The organism is Cedecea davisae, assembly GCF_044095835.1.
Taxonomy (GTDB): Bacteria; Pseudomonadota; Gammaproteobacteria; order Enterobacterales; family Enterobacteriaceae; genus Cedecea; species Cedecea davisae.
In genome coordinates, this window is record NZ_CP172054.1 from 4,289,907 (window position 1) to 4,306,740 (window position 16,834).

General features: G+C 54.1%; 18 protein-coding genes. 9 read left to right on the plus strand and 9 right to left on the minus strand.

Going from position 1 to position 16,834, the window contains the following annotated elements:
* Nucleotides 1–186: 186 nt before the first annotated feature.
* On the plus strand, nucleotides 187–825 hold the full coding sequence (gene msrA / locus ACG1VR_RS20450; RefSeq protein WP_395491127.1) for a peptide-methionine (S)-S-oxide reductase MsrA: 639 nt from the start codon (nucleotides 187–189) through the stop codon (nucleotides 823–825).
* Nucleotides 826–1,081: 256 nt separating this feature from the next.
* Complete coding sequence (locus tag ACG1VR_RS20455) at nucleotides 1,082–2,419, plus strand: hemolysin family protein (RefSeq protein WP_395489680.1); 1,338 nt, start codon at nucleotides 1,082–1,084, stop codon at nucleotides 2,417–2,419.
* A 57-nt stretch (nucleotides 2,420–2,476) separates the two neighbouring features.
* On the opposite strand, the gene ACG1VR_RS20460 is transcribed toward ACG1VR_RS20455, so the two are convergent.
* Nucleotides 2,477–2,683 carry a DUF1107 domain-containing protein gene (locus ACG1VR_RS20460; protein WP_008460430.1) on the minus strand — a complete coding sequence of 69 codons (207 nt, stop codon included), beginning with the start codon at nucleotides 2,681–2,683 and terminating at the stop codon, nucleotides 2,477–2,479.
* Nucleotides 2,684–3,011: 328 nt separating this feature from the next.
* Between ACG1VR_RS20460 and ACG1VR_RS20465 the strand changes: the two genes are divergently transcribed.
* Nucleotides 3,012–3,569, plus strand: coding sequence for a YtfJ family protein (locus ACG1VR_RS20465; RefSeq protein WP_039897852.1), 558 nt, complete (start codon nucleotides 3,012–3,014; stop codon nucleotides 3,567–3,569).
* Here ACG1VR_RS20465 and cysQ read toward each other — a convergent pair.
* The gene (cysQ, locus tag ACG1VR_RS20470) at nucleotides 3,559–4,305 is read right to left on the minus strand and encodes a 3'(2'),5'-bisphosphate nucleotidase CysQ (protein ID WP_395489681.1); all 747 of its coding nucleotides are present in this window, start codon (nucleotides 4,303–4,305) and stop codon (nucleotides 3,559–3,561) included. The two genes, ACG1VR_RS20465 and cysQ, sit on opposite strands and share 11 nt — an antisense overlap.
* 202 nt (nucleotides 4,306–4,507) lie before the next feature.
* On the opposite strand from cysQ, the gene ACG1VR_RS20475 reads away from it, so the two are divergent.
* Nucleotides 4,508–6,439 carry a bifunctional 2',3'-cyclic-nucleotide 2'-phosphodiesterase/3'-nucleotidase gene (locus ACG1VR_RS20475; RefSeq protein WP_395489682.1) on the plus strand — a complete coding sequence of 644 codons (1,932 nt, stop codon included), beginning with the start codon at nucleotides 4,508–4,510 and terminating at the stop codon, nucleotides 6,437–6,439.
* A 5-nt stretch (nucleotides 6,440–6,444) separates the two neighbouring features.
* On the opposite strand, the gene ACG1VR_RS20480 is transcribed toward ACG1VR_RS20475, so the two are convergent.
* Nucleotides 6,445–6,840 carry a helix-turn-helix domain-containing protein gene (locus tag ACG1VR_RS20480; RefSeq protein ID WP_016534647.1) on the minus strand — a complete coding sequence of 132 codons (396 nt, stop codon included), beginning with the start codon at nucleotides 6,838–6,840 and terminating at the stop codon, nucleotides 6,445–6,447.
* 92 nt (nucleotides 6,841–6,932) lie between these two features.
* Here ACG1VR_RS20480 and ACG1VR_RS20485 point away from each other — a divergent pair, with 92 nt between their 5' ends.
* From ACG1VR_RS20485 to ACG1VR_RS20495, 3 genes are all read left to right on the plus strand, one after another.
* Complete coding sequence (locus ACG1VR_RS20485; protein ID WP_395489683.1) at nucleotides 6,933–7,781, plus strand: SDR family oxidoreductase; 849 nt, start codon at nucleotides 6,933–6,935, stop codon at nucleotides 7,779–7,781.
* A 78-nt stretch (nucleotides 7,782–7,859) separates the two neighbouring features.
* Nucleotides 7,860–8,681, plus strand: coding sequence for an AraC family ligand binding domain-containing protein (locus tag ACG1VR_RS20490; protein ID WP_395489684.1), 822 nt, complete (start codon nucleotides 7,860–7,862; stop codon nucleotides 8,679–8,681).
* Nucleotides 8,682–8,761: 80 nt separating this feature from the next.
* Nucleotides 8,762–9,727: a DMT family transporter gene (locus tag ACG1VR_RS20495; protein ID WP_039897851.1), complete on the plus strand. Its 966-nt coding sequence runs from the start codon at nucleotides 8,762–8,764 to the stop codon at nucleotides 9,725–9,727.
* A 69-nt stretch (nucleotides 9,728–9,796) separates the two neighbouring features.
* Here the strand turns inward: ACG1VR_RS20495 and ACG1VR_RS20500 are convergent, their stop codons facing one another.
* A complete protein-coding gene (locus ACG1VR_RS20500; protein ID WP_016534643.1) occupies nucleotides 9,797–11,452 on the minus strand; it encodes a methyl-accepting chemotaxis protein in 1,656 nt (551 codons plus the stop codon).
* A gap of 244 nt (nucleotides 11,453–11,696) precedes the next feature.
* Here ACG1VR_RS20500 and ytfE point away from each other — a divergent pair, with 244 nt between their 5' ends.
* The gene (gene ytfE / locus ACG1VR_RS20505; protein ID WP_172568475.1) at nucleotides 11,697–12,359 is read left to right on the plus strand and encodes an iron-sulfur cluster repair protein YtfE; all 663 of its coding nucleotides are present in this window, start codon (nucleotides 11,697–11,699) and stop codon (nucleotides 12,357–12,359) included.
* A 72-nt stretch (nucleotides 12,360–12,431) separates the two neighbouring features.
* Here the strand turns inward: ytfE and cycA are convergent, their stop codons facing one another.
* Nucleotides 12,432–13,844: a D-serine/D-alanine/glycine transporter gene (gene cycA, locus ACG1VR_RS20510; RefSeq protein ID WP_016534641.1), complete on the minus strand. Its 1,413-nt coding sequence runs from the start codon at nucleotides 13,842–13,844 to the stop codon at nucleotides 12,432–12,434.
* Between the two features lie 278 nt (nucleotides 13,845–14,122).
* Nucleotides 14,123–14,743, minus strand: a complete 621-nt coding sequence (fklB, locus tag ACG1VR_RS20515; protein WP_039897848.1) for an FKBP-type peptidyl-prolyl cis-trans isomerase — start codon at nucleotides 14,741–14,743, stop codon at nucleotides 14,123–14,125.
* Nucleotides 14,744–14,966: 223 nt separating this feature from the next.
* On the opposite strand from fklB, the gene ACG1VR_RS20520 reads away from it, so the two are divergent.
* The gene (locus tag ACG1VR_RS20520; RefSeq protein WP_395489685.1) at nucleotides 14,967–15,557 is read left to right on the plus strand and encodes an OapA family protein; all 591 of its coding nucleotides are present in this window, start codon (nucleotides 14,967–14,969) and stop codon (nucleotides 15,555–15,557) included.
* 231 nt (nucleotides 15,558–15,788) lie between these two features.
* Here the strand turns inward: ACG1VR_RS20520 and rplI are convergent, their stop codons facing one another.
* Genes rplI through priB form a run of 3 tightly spaced genes read right to left on the minus strand, consistent with a single transcriptional unit; the run spans nucleotide 15,789 to nucleotide 16,829 of the window.
* Complete coding sequence (rplI, locus tag ACG1VR_RS20525; protein ID WP_008460412.1) at nucleotides 15,789–16,238, minus strand: 50S ribosomal protein L9; 450 nt, start codon at nucleotides 16,236–16,238, stop codon at nucleotides 15,789–15,791.
* 41 nt (nucleotides 16,239–16,279) lie between these two features.
* Entirely contained in the window at nucleotides 16,280–16,507 is a 228-nt protein-coding gene (rpsR, locus tag ACG1VR_RS20530) for a 30S ribosomal protein S18 (protein WP_000135199.1), read from the minus strand.
* A gap of 4 nt (nucleotides 16,508–16,511) precedes the next feature.
* Nucleotides 16,512–16,829, minus strand: a complete 318-nt coding sequence (gene priB, locus ACG1VR_RS20535) for a primosomal replication protein N (protein WP_016517637.1) — start codon at nucleotides 16,827–16,829, stop codon at nucleotides 16,512–16,514.
* Nucleotides 16,830–16,834: the final 5 nt, after the last annotated feature.

The following is a 16,834-nucleotide window of genomic DNA, read 5'->3' on the forward strand; positions in this document are numbered from 1 at the left end:
CCCCTGGAAGGAAACGTCATTACCGCTCCGCGGATTAACAAAACCCTAACATTAAGGGTTGAAAATAACTCACTAGCCTAAATCTTTCTTATATGTAATGTAGTCTTTAAGTTGTGTGTATTGTCTGAAATTGCAGGACTGATGACAACCGCTCGCTTTTTTATCGATTTCCCGGAGAAAAACACCATGCATTTGTTCGAAAAAACTCACCCTGTTGCTCAGTCCGAAGCCCTGCCGGGGCGAAACACGCCAATGCCGGTCGCCACGCTTCATGCGGTTAATGAACACTCTATGACAAATGTACCAGATGGGATGGAAATCGCCCTGTTTGCGATGGGATGTTTTTGGGGCGTCGAGCGTTTGTATTGGGAGATTCCCGGCGTTTACAGCACGGCTGCGGGCTACAGCGGCGGCTATACCCCAAACCCAACCTACCGTGAAGTCTGTAGCGGCCAGACCGGCCATGCGGAAGCGGTGCGTGTAGTGTATGACCCGAAAGTCGTCAGCTATGAGCAGCTGCTACAGGTGTTCTGGGAAAACCACGATCCGGCTCAGGGCATGCGCCAGGGCGGCGACGTAGGGACTCAATATCGCTCCGCTATTTATCCCCTGACGCCGGAGCAGGACAAAGCGGCCCACGCCAGCCTTGAACGCTTCCAGGCCGCGATGACCGCCGCCGGTGACAAACGCCAGGTCACCACAGAGATTGCTAATGCAGGCCCGTTCTATTACGCGGAAGACGACCACCAGCAGTACTTGTACAAAAACCCGCAGGGCTACTGCGGCATCGGCGGCATCGGGGTTTGCCTGCCGCCTCAGGCGTAATATTTAAGCCTTTCGATCTAAACTTACCGCCCGGCTGCATTCCACAATGAAAATAATGCTGGATTGCAGCCAGGTAGACTGACCCATTCCGCCGTGCCTCTTTTATAGCCAGTAGCGACACCTCCCCCGCTTACGCTATACTAGTCGTTGAAATTGCTGGCCCGCTCACAAAATCGGCCAGCTTTTCTTGTGTTTGACCCCTTAGATTTTTCAACTTTTCCCTTCCGAGGATCTGGCCACAACAGCCAGATAAATTATGTTAAACAGTATTTTGATAATACTTATTCTTATTGCTATCAGTGCCTTCTTCTCAATCTCTGAGATCTCGCTTGCCGCCTCTCGTAAAATCAAACTTAAGCTGCTGGCCGATGAAGGCAATGTGAACGCGCAGCGCGTACTGAAGATGCAGGAAACGCCGGGCATGTTCTTTACCGTGGTGCAAATTGGCCTGAACGCCGTAGCTATTCTCGGCGGTATCGTCGGCGATGCGGCCTTTTCACCGGCCTTTAAAATGCTGCTGGAACGCTTCCTGTCTCCGGAACTTGCCGATCAGCTCAGCTTTATTATCTCGTTCACCCTCGTCACCAGCCTGTTCATCCTGTTTGCAGACCTTACCCCGAAACGCATCGGTATGATTTCGCCTGAAACGGTCGCTTTGCGAATCATCAACCCGATGCGCTTCTGTCTGTTTATCTTCAGACCTCTGGTCTGGTTCTTCAACGGCCTGGCGAACGTTATCTTCCGCATCTTCAAACTGCCGATGGTGCGTAAAGACGACATTACCTCCGACGACGTTTATGCGATATTTGAAGCCGGTGCGCTGGCGGGCGTGCTGCGTAAACAGGAGCACGAATTGATCGAAAACGTGTTCGAACTTGAATCACGTACCGTCCCGTCCTCCATGACCTCACGCGAAAACGTTATCTGGTTCGATTTACACGCCGACGAGCAGAGCCTGAAGTCCACCATCGCCGAGCATCCTCACTCCAAGTTCCTGGTGTGTAACGGCGATATCGATCACGTTGTCGGCTACGTTGACTCTAAAGAGCTGCTGAACCGCGTGCTGGGCAACCAAAGCATGGCGCTTAACAGCGGCGTGCATCTGCGTAATGCGCTGATTGTGCCGGATACGCTGACGCTGTCCGAGGCGCTGGAAAGCTTCAAAACCGCCGGTGAAGACTTCGCGGTTATCATGAACGAATACGCGCTGGTGGTAGGCATTATCACCCTGAACGACGTGATGACCACCCTGATGGGCGACCTGGTCGGCCAGGGGATGGAAGAGCAGATTGTGGCCCGCGACGAGAACTCGTGGCTGGTTGAAGGCGGGACGCCTATCGATGACGTGATGCGCGTGCTGGATATCGACGAATTCCCGCAGTCCGGCAACTACGAAACCATCGGCGGATTCATGATGTTTATGCTGCGTAAGATCCCAAAACGCACAGATGCGGTGAAATTCTCCGGCTACAAGTTCGAGGTAGTGGATATTGATAACTACCGCATCGACCAGCTGCTGGTGACGCGCATTGATAACAAGCCAACGGCGCTGACGCCAAAGCTGCCCGATGCTGAAGAAAATCAGGAGCAGTAAGCTCCTCAGAAACACGAACGGCCCTTGCGAGGGCCGTTTTTTTTACAACCTTTGGGCCTAGCCCATGTCCGCCTGCAAACGCATGACCTGGCGGTTAACCTCGGACATCACCGAGTAGTGCTGCTTGTCTTTAACCTTCGGGACAAGGATTTTGCCCTTATCAAATTCGAAAGCGCCAACGTCCTTGATATACAACCGTCCACGGAACAGGATCTTCACGTACTTCGCCACCTGAAGGGGGTTGTAACGTTGGAAAATTTTCATTGTTGTTTCACTCCTGCAGTGTTTACGCCCCTGCGAGCCACATTTGGCTCAACAAAATGAGGCGAAAAATTTTGGTGCTCAAAAACTATAGTCCAGATATCCGAGGGGACCTAGTATGTAGCAGTTTTTTTACTAAAAGATTACAAACTTTCAGAACAATCTTTTAATTTGTAAAAAAATAATAGCGTAAGCCTTCAAAATTCAGGGATATGTGCGCCGCTCCGCAAACTGGCATTGTCATTGCGGGACAGATGGTTATTCAGCACATATGCTTAAAACGTCGACTCAAGTGGTCGGATCACCTGCCAACAACAATAAGGAGCTCACTATGACCCTGCGCGGAACTCTGGCGCTTTCCCTTCTGCTGCTGCCGCTTATGGCCTCGGCGCACAACTTCGAGAATAACCAGCGAGTCTCACCGATTGGGATAACCGATAAGGGAGAGTTAGTGCTCGATAACGGTAAGTTTAGCTACAAAAACTGGAATAGCGCGCAGCTGCCGGGAAAAGTGCGGGTGCTCCAGCATATTGCCGGCCGCTCCAGCGCTAAAGAGGAAAATGCTGCGGTTGTCGAAGCCATCAAAGCGGCGAAATTCCCGCACGACAAATACCAGACAACCACCATCGTAAATACCGATGACGCTATAGTCGGCACCTCGATGTTCGTTCGCAGCAGTATAGAGAGTAATAAGAAGGAGTTTCCGTGGTCGCAGTTTGTTGTCGACGGCAACGGCGTGGCGGCCAAAGCCTGGAAACTTGAGCAGGGTGGATCGGCAATCGTGGTGCTGGATAAAGAAGGCCGTATTCAGTTCGCCAAAGACGGCCCGCTAACCCAGCAGGAAGTGCAGCAGGTGATTAGCCTGCTACAGGGGCTACTCAGTAAATAGAAACCCGGAAGCCGGGGTTAAGGAACGACTCGCGCGGGGTGTAATCAAGCGTTTTACCCTGCCAGTCGTGCACATGCGCCCCGGCGGCCACCGCCACGGCATGCCCCGCTGCGGTATCCCAGATATTGGTTGGCCCAAAGCGCGGGTAAAGCTGCGCCTGGCCATCGGCCACCAGGCAAAACTTGAGCGATGAACCAATAGCCGTGGTCTGGTGCTCTCCCATCTGCTGCAAATATTCTTTCAGTTCGTCATCGCTGGCGGCATGAGAGCGGCTCACAACTACGCGCGGCGGGCGGGCATCCCGAACGTGAATTTGGTTACGCACGCCGCACTCTTCCTTCCACGCCTTCCCTTCCGCTGCGCTGTACATGATTTTCAGCACCGGGGCATAGACCACGCCCATCACCGCTTTACCATGCTCGATAAGCGCGATGTTAACGGTGAACTCGCCGTTGCGCTTGAGGAACTCTTTCGTGCCATCCAGCGGGTCAACCAGCCAGTAGCGCTGCCAGTTTTGACGAGTTTCCCACGACTGGGGATCTTCTTCCGACAGCACCGGTATGTCCGGCGTTAACGTCCGTAAGCCTTCGAGAATAATTGCGTGTGCGGCTAGATCTGCCGCCGTCACCGGCGAGTCGTCTGACTTGTGGGTTGCTTCAAGCGGCTTTTCACCTTCATAGACCTGCATGATGGCGACGCCCGCTTCCCGCGCCAGTTGGCAAATTTGTTCTAACATTCTCCACCTCGTGTTGTGTCGCTGCGCGCTGCACCGAGCGAATAACTTATTGTTTTACTTATATCTCATTGCACCGCGATGCGCTATCTGTGAAGCATTTCTGGTTTAGTGCCGAAAATTTCTGGCAGACTTCACAAAATTGTAAGCAACAGTATGTATATACATTGCCCTTTGTGGCGTACCTCTAAAAAGGACATTGAACATGATTAAGTTTAGCGCAACGCTTCTGGCCACGCTGATAGCGGCCAGCGTCAATGCGGCAACCGTCGATCTGCGGATCATGGAAACAACCGATCTGCACAGTAATATGATGGACTTCGATTACTACAAAGATACGCCTACTGAGAAGTTCGGGCTGGTACGCACCGCAAGTTTAATCAATGCCGCCCGCGGTGAAGTCACCAACAGCGTGCTGGTGGATAATGGCGACATTATTCAGGGCAGCCCGCTGGGCGATTACGCGGCGGCAAAAGGCCTCAAGGCGGGAGAAATCCACCCGGTCTATAAAGCGCTGAATACGCTGGACTATACCGTGGGCAACCTTGGCAATCACGAATTCAACTACGGCCTCGACTTCCTGCATAAAGCCCTCGCTGGCGCGAAGTTCCCGTACGTTAACGCCAATATTATTGATACCAAAACCAATAAGCCGCTGTTTACGCCTTATCTGATTAAAGAGACTGAGGTTAAAGATAAAGACGGCAAATCTCAGACTTTACGCATCGGTTATATCGGCTTCGTTCCGCCACAGATAATGACCTGGGATAAAGCAAATCTCAGCGGCAAAGTGACGGTGAACGACATCACCGAAACCGCCCGCAAGTACGTGCCTGAAATGCGCAAGCAGGGTGCGGATGTGGTGGTGGTCATCGCGCACTCGGGCCTTTCCAGCGAGCCTTACCAGGCGATGGCGGAAAACTCCGTTTACTACCTCAGCGAAGTCCCGGGCGTGGATGCGATTATGTTCGGTCACGCCCATGCCGTTTTCCCGGGCAAGGATTTTGCCAGCATTAAAGGAGCCGATATTGAGAAAGGCACCCTGAACGGCGTCCCGGCGGTAATGCCGGGCATGTGGGGAGACCATCTAGGCGTGGTGGATCTGGTGCTGAACAACGACTCCGGTAGCTGGAAAGTCACCGGCAGCAAAGCCGAAGCACGCCCGATTTACGATACCGTTGCCAAAAAATCACTGGCGCCTGAAGATGCGAAGCTGGTGAAAGTGCTGGAACACGATCACGACGCCACCCGCGAATTTGTCAGCAAGCCTGTCGGCAAATCATCGGACAACATGTATAGCTACCTCGCGCTGGTGCAGGACGACCCAACCGTGCAGGTGGTGAATAACGCGCAGCGTGCCTATGTTGAAAAATACATTCAGGGCGATCCGGATCTGGCTAACCTGCCGGTACTCTCCGCCGCCGCGCCTTTCAAAGTCGGTGGCCGTAAAAACGATCCGGCAAGCTTTGTTGAAGTGGAAAAAGGCCAGCTGACCTTCCGCAACGCCGCCGATCTCTACCTTTATCCGAATACCCTGGTTGTTGTGAAAGCGACGGGGAAAGAAGTGAAAGAGTGGCTGGAATGCTCCGCCGGGCAGTTCAACCAGATTGACGTAAACAGCGCTAAACCGCAGGAACTTATCAACTGGGACGGGTTCCGCACCTATAACTTCGACGTTATTGACGGCGTAAATTATCAGGTTGATGTTTCCCAGCCGGCTCGCTACGACGGCGAATGCCAGATGGTTAACCCGAAAGCCGAGCGTATCAAACAGCTGACCTTCAAAGGCAAGCCAATCGATCCGAACGCCGTATTCCTGGTGGCAACCAATAACTACCGTGCCTACGGCGGCAAGTTTGCCGGAACCGGCGACAGCCATATCGCGTTTGCTTCCCCGGACGAGAACCGCTCGGTGCTTGCCAGCTGGATTAGCGCTCAGGGCGAAATTCACCCGGCAGCGGACAATAACTGGCGCCTGGCGAAAATTGCCAGCAAGCAGCCGCTGGATATCCGCTTCGAAACGTCGCCAACCGAAAAAGCCGCCGCGTTTATCAAAGAAAAAGCGCAGTATCCGATGAAAAACGTCGGCAACGACGAGATCGGGTTCGCCGTTTATCAGCTTGATTTAACTAAGTAAGGCTCTCAGGCGTCCCGTTTCTCGCGGGACGCCATCACCTGCGGCAGATTCCCCTCAATCCAGTCCGCCAGCGCGGCGACCTTGCCGGATATTTCATGCCCCATTGGCGTCAGGGTGTATTCCACATGCGGCGGCACTACCGGATAAGATTTCCTGTCGACAAATCCGTCGGCCTCGAGCCATTGCAGCGTTTGTGCCAGCATTTTTTCGCTTACGCCGCCCATCTTGCGTCTTAAATCGCTGAAGCGATGAGTGCCGTCCTGCAAAGCCATCAGGATAAGTACGCCCCAGCGGCTGGTTACGTGCTTCAGAACATCGCGCGACGGGCATTTGTCGCAGAACAGATTTCCGCTGCGCAGCTGTTCGCCCAAAGAAGGAGGTGCTTCGGTGGTTTCACTCATTTGATACTTACCTTTTTGTGCGTACTTACTAAAAGTTAGCTAAGGTGCTAGTGTGACACAACTCGTATGAAACATCACTCAGGAGATTCATCATGATTGCGATTACCGGAGCTTCCGGCCAGCTGGGCCGCCTTGTGGTTGAAGATTTACTGAAAACCGTTGATGCCGCAGAGGTCGTTACCGTAGTAAGAAACCCGGCAAAAGTTGAAGATTTTGCCAGCCGCGGCGTGCAGGTGCGGGCGGCAGACTACGGCGATGTTTCTGCCCTGGCAAAAGCGTTTTCCGGGGTAGAAAAAGTGCTGCTGATCTCCTCCAGCGAAGTCGGTCAGCGTACCGTTCAGCACAAAAATATTATCGAGGCCGCGAAACAGGCGGGCGTAAAACTTATCGCCTACACCAGCCTGCTGCATGCCGACCGCTCGCCTCTGGCGCTGGCGGATGAACATGTAGCCACCGAGCAACTGCTTCAGGCATCTGGCTTACCGTTTGTGCTGCTGCGTAACGGCTGGTACACCGAAAACTATCTTGCCAGCGTGCCGCCTGCGGTTCAGCACGGCGTGTTTATCGGCAGCGCCGGAGAAGGCAAAATCGCCTCCGCCACCCGCGCTGATTACGCAGCCGCTGCGGCAAAAGTGCTGACGCTGGATAACCAGGCAGGCAAAGTTTACGAGCTGGCCGGTGACCAGGCCTGGACGCTTGCAGAGCTGGCGGCGGAAGTCAGCAAGCAAAGCGGCAAACCGGTGGTTTATCAGAACCTGAGCGAAGCCGACTTTAAAGCCGCACTTCAGGGCGCTGGCCTGCCGGAAGGCTTTGCTGACCTGCTGGCAAATTCCGATAGCGGAGCAGAAAAAGGCGGCCTGTTCGACGACGGGCACCAGCTCAGCAAGCTGATTGGCCGCCCGACCACGTCCCTCAGCGACAGCGTAAAAACCGCGCTGTAATTGTTAAAACCTGGTTAATAACTAGCCCTCCACGCTGGCATCTCTATAATAACGGGAGATTCAGCGTGGAGAGAAAGCGTGCAGGGTGTACCCGAGCAGTTTAGCGATGAGAGAGACAGCGCCCAGTTCCGGCATTTGCCGCAGCTGCCGGGCGTTGAGCTTTATCACGCCCATATTGCGAAGTACGCCTTCGAGCCGCATACCCATGAAGCCTTCGGCATCGGAGCAATCACCTGGGGAGCGGAGCGCTTTCGTTACCGCGGGGAACAGCTGGTTGCGCCAACCGATTCGCTGGTTCTGATGAACCCGGACGAGCTGCATACCGGCGAAGCCGCCAGCGAAGACGGCTGGCAGTACCGCATGATTTATCTGGACCCGGATCTGCTGGAGTCGGTAACCGGGGAGCGGAGCTGGTGGTTTAACGCGGCGGTGAACCATGATCCCGCCCGCGCTCGCCAGGTTTCACAGTTTATTGGCGGCCTCTGGCAGGCCGAAGACACGCTGACTCAGCAGGGTTTATTGCTGAATCTGGTCGAAGCTTTTCGCCCCTACGCCCGCCATCTTCCGGGGCTTCGGGAGGGAGCAAATCGCTTCACGCTGGTACGCGAATACCTTTATGACAACTATATGCACACCATCACGCTTGATGATTTAGCGGCGCTGGTGTCACTCAGCCCGTACCATTTCCAGCGCCAGTTTAAGGCCTATTACCACGTTACGCCCCACCAGATGCTGATGGCGATTCGCCTGTGGCACGCCAAGCAGTTTCTCACCGCCGGAATGCCCGCCGCCCAGGTTGCCGCCGCCAGCGGCCTGACGGACCAGGCTCACCTCACGCGCGCGTTTGCCCGGCGCTACGGCATCACGCCCGTGCGCTACCAAAAGCAGGTCTCCCGTTAGCAGGACAGCAAGCTGGTACAATACGCCTCTCTTCTGCCCCCCTACACTTGCCTCAAATTGTGACTTTGCAGGAAAAGAAGATGTTGAGTGGTGTGCTGTATGCTTTGCTGGCGGGGCTGATGTGGGGATTAATCTTTGTCGGGCCAATTATCGTACCGGACTACCCGGCGGCCCTGCAATCCACCGGGCGCTACCTGGCGTTGGGCCTGATTGCCATCCCGATTGCCTGGCTGGGGCGCAGGCGTTTGCTTGAGCTGAGCCGCCAGGACTGGTTTACCGCCCTGAAGCTTTCCAGCGTCGGTAACCTGATTTATTACGTCTGCCTGGCTAGCGCCATCCAGCGTACCGGCGCGCCTATCGCAACCATGATTATCGGCACGCTGCCGGTGGTTATCCCGATTTTCGCTAACCTGCTGTACAGCAAACGCGACGGTAAACTTCCGTGGCGGCGGCTTGCTCCCGCGCTGGTGATTATTGCCGCCGGGCTGATAATGGTTAACACCGCCGAACTCAGTGGAAAACAGGCCGACTTTAGCTGGTGGCGCTATGCCAGCGGTATTCTGCTGGCCTTTATTTCGGTGGCCTGCTGGGCGTGGTATGCGCTGCGAAACGCCCGCTGGCTGCGCGAAAACCCGGACAAAAATCCGATGATGTGGGCAACCGTCCAGGGGCTTTCGACTCTGCCCTTCTCGCTTATTGGCTATGTGGCAGTGTGCTGGTGGATGAGCAGCAGCGAGGCCAGTTTCGCCCTGCCGTTTGGCCCGCGCCCGGAGGTGTTTATCCCTCTGATGCTGGCAATCGCCGTACTCTGCTCGTGGCTGGGAAATCTGTGCTGGAATATTGCCTGCCAGCGCCTGCCGACGGTGATTGTCGGCCCGCTGATTGTTTTTGAAACCTTAGCGGGCCTTGCTTACACCTTTATGATTCGCCACAGTTGGCCGCCGCTATTAACGCTGTGCGGCGTACTCAGCCTTGCCATTGGCGTGGTGCTCGCCGTGCGCTCAAAGCCGGAAAAACCGACCGTGGTGCAGGTTTCCGGGGTGTAAAAAAGCCGGGCTTACTGCGCCCGGCCAGAAGTCAAATAATCCCGCCAGGCCACTGGCTAACGGGATTTTTTAGAAGGTTTCCCAGTTCGCATCGGATACCGGAAGCGCCTGCTTTGCCTTCAGCAGCGGCGTTTTTACCGAAGCCGCTTTTACCTGAGCCGGTTGGCGACGGCTAACTTTAAACACCGCAACCGCCTCATTAAGGCGCGAAGCCTGCTCTTCAAGCGCCGCAGCCGCTGCGGCAGACTCTTCCACCAAAGAAGCATTCTGCTGAGTCACGCGGTCCATCTCGGCAACGGCCTGGCCTACCTGGTCGATACCTCGGCTTTGCTCATCTGAGGCAGAGGCGATTTCACCCATAATATCGGTTACGCGAGTGACCGCCCCGACAATCTCAGCCATGGTTTTTCCTGCTTCGTTCACCAGCTCAGATCCTGCATTCACGCGCTCGCCGGAATCATCAATCAGCGCTTTAATTTCTTTGGCAGCCTGGGCGCTGCGCTGGGCCAGAGTGCGAACTTCCCCGGCAACTACGGCAAAACCACGCCCCTGCTCACCGGCGCGAGCGGCTTCTACCGCCGCGTTAAGCGCCAGAATATTGGTCTGGAAGGCAATTCCGTCGATAACGTTGGTAATTTGAGCGATCTTGCTGGAGCTGGTCGCGATTTCGTCCATTGTCCGCACGACGCCCTCAACCACGCTGCCGCCCTTTTTCGCGGTAGTTGATGCATCCAGAGCCAGGCGGGAAGCCTGACGAGCGTTGTCGGCATTCTGTTTCACCGTTGCCGTCAACTGTTCCATGCTGGCCGCGGTCTCTTCAAGAGAAGCAGCCTGCTGCTCGGTACGAGAAGAAAGATCGTTGCTGCCAGCAGAGATTTCACCCGCGCCGGTGTAAATGGTGTCGGCACCGTCACGCACCACACCCACGGTATTGGCCAGCGATTTTTGCATCTCGTCTACGCTGTTTGCCAGCAGGGCCATTTCGTTTTTGCCCTGAACATCAATGGACTGAGTGAGGTCACCTGCGGCAATAGCGCGGATATGCCCCATAACCTCATTCAGTGGCAGCAGCAGAACGCGGCGCATCGCTACCCAGCTCATCACAATCACAAAAATCACGCACAGCATTACGGCGCTGAGGATCCACAGAATGCGCTGATAGTCGTTCTGATTATCACGAACTCCCTCGCTCGAAAGTTCAGATTGCTCGGCTCGCCATTCACGGTAAACCTTCTGCATAGCGACCTGCTTCTGCTCCGCATTCTGTTTGAACATCTGCTCCAGATTACTTTGACCCAGGAAGGTGTTCATTTTTGCCAGCGTGGAAGAGTAGTTGCGATATTGCTCTTCCAGCTCTTCGCTCAGATGCGGGCGCAGGCCCGGCGTATCGGGCAGAGCCTGATATTTTTCATAGTGGTTCTGGGCTTCGGCTAACAGAGTGTTGGTCGTGGTAACCAGCTCCTGAAGCTGACCGCCGTTAATCTGGTTAGCCAGGCTGCTCTGAATGCGCAACATCCCGCGGTTCAGCGTTACGCGAGCCTGGTTCAGGGCTATCCACGCATCGGTAAATTCCGCCACGTTTTGGCTGGAAAGCTGGGAAACGGTGAAGTTATTTTTATCGTTATTGAGGGCATTGATGAAAACCGTGGCCGAGAGGAGCTGCATTAAGCCCAGCGCAATCAGAACGGTAATTAGCAAGGTGATGACTTTCATTCGTTTAAACATGTATTGCCTTTTCTTATACAGGTATTGTCCGACGTCTAACTATCGGCAGCTTGCCCTGGTTATTTATGCCGCTGTGCAATACGAACCACCATTTATGGGGATTTTTTGTAAGCATTCAGTATGTTAAAGCGAAAACTTTTTTTGTGATGCAAGTCTCACTGTAATCAGTGCCCCGAAAGGGTTATAGTGCCCGGATAAAGATGCATTTAAAATACACCTTATAATTCACTATGAGGATCTTGCTATGGCGTACCGCGATCAACCTTTAGGCGAACTGGCGTTAACGATTCCACGCGCCTCCGCGCTGTTCCGTAAACTGGACCTGGATTTTTGCTGTGGCGGCAAACAAACGCTGCTGCGGGCCGCCGGTCGTAAAGAGTTAAATCTGGAAGAGATTGAAGCCCAGCTTGCCGCCCTGGCCGACGAGCCGGTGGAGAAAGACTGGCGCAGCGCCCCGCTGGCGGAAATCATCGACCACATTATTGTTCGCTTCCACGACCGCCACCGCGAACAGCTGCCGGAACTGATTTTGCAGGCCACCAAAGTTGAACGCGTGCATGCCGATAAGCCAAACGTACCAAAAGGGTTAGCAAAATACCTGACCATGCTGCACCAGGAACTTAGCAGCCACATGATGAAAGAAGAGCAGATCCTGTTCCCGATGATTAAACAGGGCATGGGCGCGCAGGCCGGTGGGCCTATTAGCGTGATGGAGAGCGAGCATGATGAAGCCGGTGAGCTGCTGGAAGTTATCAAGCACACCACCAATAACGTGACGCCGCCACCGGAAGCCTGCACGACGTGGAAAGCGATGTATAACGGGATTAACGAACTGATTGACGACCTGATGAACCACATCAGTCTGGAGAATAACGTCCTGTTTCCGCGGGCGTTAGGCGGGGAATAAACAAGCTCTTCCCGTCACTTAACCCCTCTCCCGGGAAGGGAGAGGGTATTTTTACTGCCTATTCCAATCCGGCTATTTGCCGATGTTCGTCAGGCGTTTCTTGCCGATGAGCAGCCAGCCAGCACCCAGTACGATGAACCACAGCGGCGTAACGATCAGCGCCTGGCGGGTATCGTCTTCAAGCGTCAGCAGCACAATTACAAACACAAAGAAGGCCATACAAACCCAGCACATCAGTTTGCCGAGCGGCATCTTGTAGATGGATTTTTCATGCAGTTGAGGACGCTGCTTGCGGTACACCAGGTACGAGCAAAGAATGATGGTCCAGACAAACATAAACAGAATCGCAGACACGGTCGTTATCATGGTAAATGCGGCGATAACGTTCGGGTTTACGTAAAGCATCACCACGCCGCCAAGCAGGCAGATACAGGAGAACGTTAGCCCTTTAGCCGGGACTGCACGTTTGGAAAGCTTAGCGAATGCTTTCGGCGCCATGCCGTCCTGTGCCAGGCCAAACAACATACGGCTGGTTGAGAATACGCCGCTGTTGGCAGACGAAGCGGCAGAAGTCAGCACCACGAAGTTAATGATGCTCGCCGCCGCAGGCAGGCCGACCAGCACAAACAGCTCAACGAACGGGCTCTTATCCGGCACGACAGAGCTCCACGGCGTCACCGACATAATGATAATCAGCGAGAACACGTAGAACATAATGATGCGCAGAGGAATTGAGTTGATCGCGCGCGGCAGGGATTTCTCAGGGTCTTTTGTCTCAGCGGCGGTTGTGCCCACCAGCTCAATGCCCACAAAAGCAAACACCGCTATCTGGAAGCCGGCAAAGAAGCCGCTCAGCCCTTTCGGGAACCAGCCACCGTCGTTCCACAGGTTGTTGAAAGAGGCCTCAACGCCCGACGGAGAATGGAAGCTGGTCAGCACCATCACCAGGCCGATAACGATCAGCGCAACGATGGCGACGATTTTGATCATCGCAAACCAGAATTCCATTTCACCGAACATTTTGACCGTAGCCAGGTTGAGGCTCAGGAGCACGATCACCACGGCCAGGGACGCGACCCAGTCCGACAGGCCGGGGAACCAGAACTGCGCGTAGGCGGTTATCGCCACCACGTCCGCCATACCGGTGACCACCCAGCAGAACCAGTAAGTCCAGCCGGTAAAATACCCGGCCCAGGGCCCCAGCAGGTCGGCGGCAAAGTCGCTGAAGGATTTATATTCAAGATTGGACAGCAACAGCTCACCCATCGCCCGCATCACGAAGAACAGCATAAAGCCGATTATCATGTAGACGAAAATAATGGACGGCCCCGCGAGGCTGATGGTCTTTCCTGACCCCATAAACAAGCCGGTGCCAATTGCACCCCCAATGGCAATAAGCTGAATATGGCGGTTTGTTAAATTACGCCGTAGCGACTGCTCAGTCGGAGCCTGAGCTTCGTCTGTAACTTTGACCTGATCTACCATGTTTGTATTTTCCTGTACCTGTCTGTTTTTTCAGGCTCTACTGGCCCGTGAACTGTTTTTAAATGATGTTGTTTGCGTGATACGAGGTAAGAATCGGCGGGATAAATAGTAAGCACAAGGTTATTGTTAATTTTTTGTTTAATTTGAGTGTGAAATCGCATTCACAGCGGGATACAGCTCACAAAAATACCCGGAACGAGGATTAATGCAAGATAAAATCACGCTTATTTATTATTAGTCAATTTAAAACCCCGCCAGAGACGGGGCTGAAGGCTGGATTACAGAATTTCCAGCAATTCCACTTCAAATACCAGGGTGCTGAACGGCGGGATAGAAGCACCGGCGCCGCGCTCGCCGTAGGCGAGGTTGTGAGGAATAGTCAGTTCCCACTTAGAGCCAACCGGCATCAGGGTCAGCGCTTCAATCCAGCCAGCAATAACGCCGCTAACCGGGAATTCAGCAGGTTCGCCACGCTGTACGGAGCTGTCGAATACGGTGCCGTCGATCAGTTTGCCGGTGTAGTGAACGCGAACGTGATCTTTACGCGCCGGGATTGGGCCAGTGCCCTGGGTCAGAACGCGGAACTGCAGGCCGGACTCGGTGCTGCTCACGCCTTCTTTTTCTGCGTTCTGCTCGAGATATTTTTGACCTTCTACAGCCATTTCTTTCTGACGCTCACGGCGCACTTCATCAGCACGTTCGTGAACTTCGCGCAGCGCACGGTGAACAACGTCAACAGGAACCGCCGGGGCATTCCCTTCCAGCGCATCGCGCAGGCCAGCGACCAGCGCTTCTGGCAGTAAACCCTGCAGGCCGGATTCGCTCAGTTGCTGACCTACCTGTAAACCAATACCGTAACTTGCTTGCGCTTCGACGCTGTCAAAAGAAGGGGTTGTCATGGATTTTCCTTTCATGATGTTTAAAAGCAAGCCCGCAGCATAACAGCGTCAAACAGCAGGGTAAAATGCAAATGGAGGAAAGGTGACAAATGCAAACGAAACGGGAACAATAGCTTAAGCGGGCGCAGAATTGCGGTTTACCGTCACGGAAACCCGGATTGCTTAGCGCATCAAACAGTTAGCGTTCTATACTGGACAAGTATTATTTCGAGGAGGGTTGTCGATGCAATTCGCTGTTAAACCATGGCTTACGCGGATTTGGCATGCACCTGAGCATTTCCGCCTGATGGATCCGTTGCCTCCCCTGCACCGCCGGGGCATTATTCTTGGCGCAGCATGCATTGTTATCGGCTTCCTGCTGCCCACCGCTGACGACGCCAGCCGCCCGGTCACGCGCGATGCCCAGCTCTCCGTTCAGTCCCAGTCACCTATGCAGGCCGAACTGGTTCCTCCTTCGAATAATACCAGCGCTCCCGCTACGCCCGTTGAGCCAGCAAGGATAGAAGAACAAACTCAGGCCCCGGTGCCGCAAGATAATAATGATATCGAGCAGCAGTGGCGCTCCTATCGCGTAGAGTCGGGCCAGACCATGGCGCAGCTGTTCCGCGATCATAATCTGCCGCCTGCGGATGTGTATTCGATGGCCCAGGTTGAAGGGGCAAACAAGCCTCTGAGTAATTTGCAAAGCGGCCAGATGGTGCAGGTACGCCAGAATGCCAACGGCGTGGTGACGGGCTTAACGATTGATATCGGTAACGATCAGCAGGTGCTGTTTACCCGCCAGCCGAACGGCAGTTTTATCCGCGCGCAGTAAAAATTGCGGCCTCAGAAAAGCAAAACGCCAGCACGAGGCTGGCGTTTTTAGACTGGTGGCAAACACCCAAAAAACGTGGTTTTCGGGTGTTTGGGGTAAATCAGAAGATATTCTTTATCTTCTTAGTTCAGCCCGCATTCAAACATTACATCGAGATGAACTTTGCCACCCGTTCCTGAAAAGCAAAACGCCAGCACGAGGCTGGCGTTTTTACGAGCAGTGAATAATAAATTATTCAGCTACAACGTTTACAGTCAGTTTAGCGAATACTTCGCTGTGAACCTGGAAGTCCACTTCGTGCTCACCGGTGGTGCGCAGAACGCCGTTCGGCAGGCGAACTTCGCTCTTGGCAACAGCAACGCCAGCTGCAGTAACAGCGTCAGCGATGTCGCGAGTACCGATGGAACCGAACAGTTTACCTTCGTCGCCAGCTTTAGACGCGATGGTTACGGTTTCCAGTGCGTTGATTTTCTCAGCGCGAGCTGCAGCTGCAGCCAGAACGTCAGCCAGTTTAGCTTCCAGTTCTGCACGGCGTGCTTCGAAGAACTCAACGTTTTTCTTGGTAGCAGGAACAGCTTTACCCTGTGGTACCAGGAAGTTACGAGCATAACCCGCTTTAACGTTAACCTGATCACCCAGGCTACCCAGGTTTGCTACTTTATCAAGCAGAATAACTTGCATTACCTTATCCTCTCAAAGTCGTATTAATGGACCGTGACCGATTACTGATGACGATCAGTGTACGGCAGCAGAGACAGGTAGCGAGCGCGTTTGATAGCGCGAGCCAGCTGACGCTGGTATTTTGCACGGGTACCGGTGATACGGCTTGGGACAATCTTACCGCTTTCGGTGATGTAGTTTTTCAGCGTAGCGATGTCTTTATAGTCGATCTCTTGAACGCCTTCCGCGGTGAAACGGCAGAACTTGCGACGACGGAAATAACGTGCCATATGGCTAGTCTCCAGAATCTATCAATTCAATCTGCTCGGCATGCAATACCACTTTGTTCAGCCCATTCTTCATCTGATGACAAGTAATGAACCCGTGAACCGTGATTTGCGTACCGACCGTTATACTGTGAGTAATGGCCTGGTTCGCGTGCCCGCTAACAATAACTGGCATTCGGCACCATGCCTGCCGGTTAAGACCGGCTTCCTGCTGCACAGAACGATGCTCAAGCACGAACTGGCAGTGAGGAATTCCTGAGGGGCTGACCTTGCGAAGGGGCGTCTTGCACACGGTGCCAGACAACGCCAGGCGGTTGGCCGTCATCAGAA

What these genes read in the sequence shown, in the direction of transcription:
- rpsR (WP_000135199.1), bottom strand. Translation starts at nt 16,507, where the DNA reads ATGGCACGTTATTTCCGTCGTCGCAAGTTCTGCCGTTTCACCGCGGAA.
- rplI (WP_008460412.1), bottom strand. Translation starts at nt 16,238, where the DNA reads ATGCAAGTTATTCTGCTTGATAAAGTAGCAAACCTGGGTAGCCTGGGT.
- ACG1VR_RS20460 (WP_008460430.1), bottom strand. Translation starts at nt 2,683, where the DNA reads ATGAAAATTTTCCAACGTTACAACCCCCTTCAGGTGGCGAAGTACGTG.
- ACG1VR_RS20455 (WP_395489680.1), top strand. Translation starts at nt 1,082, where the DNA reads ATGTTAAACAGTATTTTGATAATACTTATTCTTATTGCTATCAGTGCC.
- cycA (WP_016534641.1), bottom strand. Translation starts at nt 13,844, where the DNA reads ATGGTAGATCAGGTCAAAGTTACAGACGAAGCTCAGGCTCCGACTGAG.
- ACG1VR_RS20495 (WP_039897851.1), top strand. Translation starts at nt 8,762, where the DNA reads ATGTTGAGTGGTGTGCTGTATGCTTTGCTGGCGGGGCTGATGTGGGGA.
- fklB (WP_039897848.1), bottom strand. Translation starts at nt 14,743, where the DNA reads ATGACAACCCCTTCTTTTGACAGCGTCGAAGCGCAAGCAAGTTACGGT.
- ACG1VR_RS20480 (WP_016534647.1), bottom strand. Translation starts at nt 6,840, where the DNA reads ATGAGTGAAACCACCGAAGCACCTCCTTCTTTGGGCGAACAGCTGCGC.
- ACG1VR_RS20485 (WP_395489683.1), top strand. Translation starts at nt 6,933, where the DNA reads ATGATTGCGATTACCGGAGCTTCCGGCCAGCTGGGCCGCCTTGTGGTT.
- msrA (WP_395491127.1), top strand. Translation starts at nt 187, where the DNA reads ATGCATTTGTTCGAAAAAACTCACCCTGTTGCTCAGTCCGAAGCCCTG.
- ACG1VR_RS20475 (WP_395489682.1), top strand. Translation starts at nt 4,508, where the DNA reads ATGATTAAGTTTAGCGCAACGCTTCTGGCCACGCTGATAGCGGCCAGC.
- ACG1VR_RS20520 (WP_395489685.1), top strand. Translation starts at nt 14,967, where the DNA reads ATGCAATTCGCTGTTAAACCATGGCTTACGCGGATTTGGCATGCACCT.
- ytfE (WP_172568475.1), top strand. Translation starts at nt 11,697, where the DNA reads ATGGCGTACCGCGATCAACCTTTAGGCGAACTGGCGTTAACGATTCCA.
- ACG1VR_RS20500 (WP_016534643.1), bottom strand. Translation starts at nt 11,452, where the DNA reads ATGTTTAAACGAATGAAAGTCATCACCTTGCTAATTACCGTTCTGATT.
- cysQ (WP_395489681.1), bottom strand. Translation starts at nt 4,305, where the DNA reads ATGTTAGAACAAATTTGCCAACTGGCGCGGGAAGCGGGCGTCGCCATC.
- ACG1VR_RS20465 (WP_039897852.1), top strand. Translation starts at nt 3,012, where the DNA reads ATGACCCTGCGCGGAACTCTGGCGCTTTCCCTTCTGCTGCTGCCGCTT.
- priB (WP_016517637.1), bottom strand. Translation starts at nt 16,829, where the DNA reads ATGACGGCCAACCGCCTGGCGTTGTCTGGCACCGTGTGCAAGACGCCC.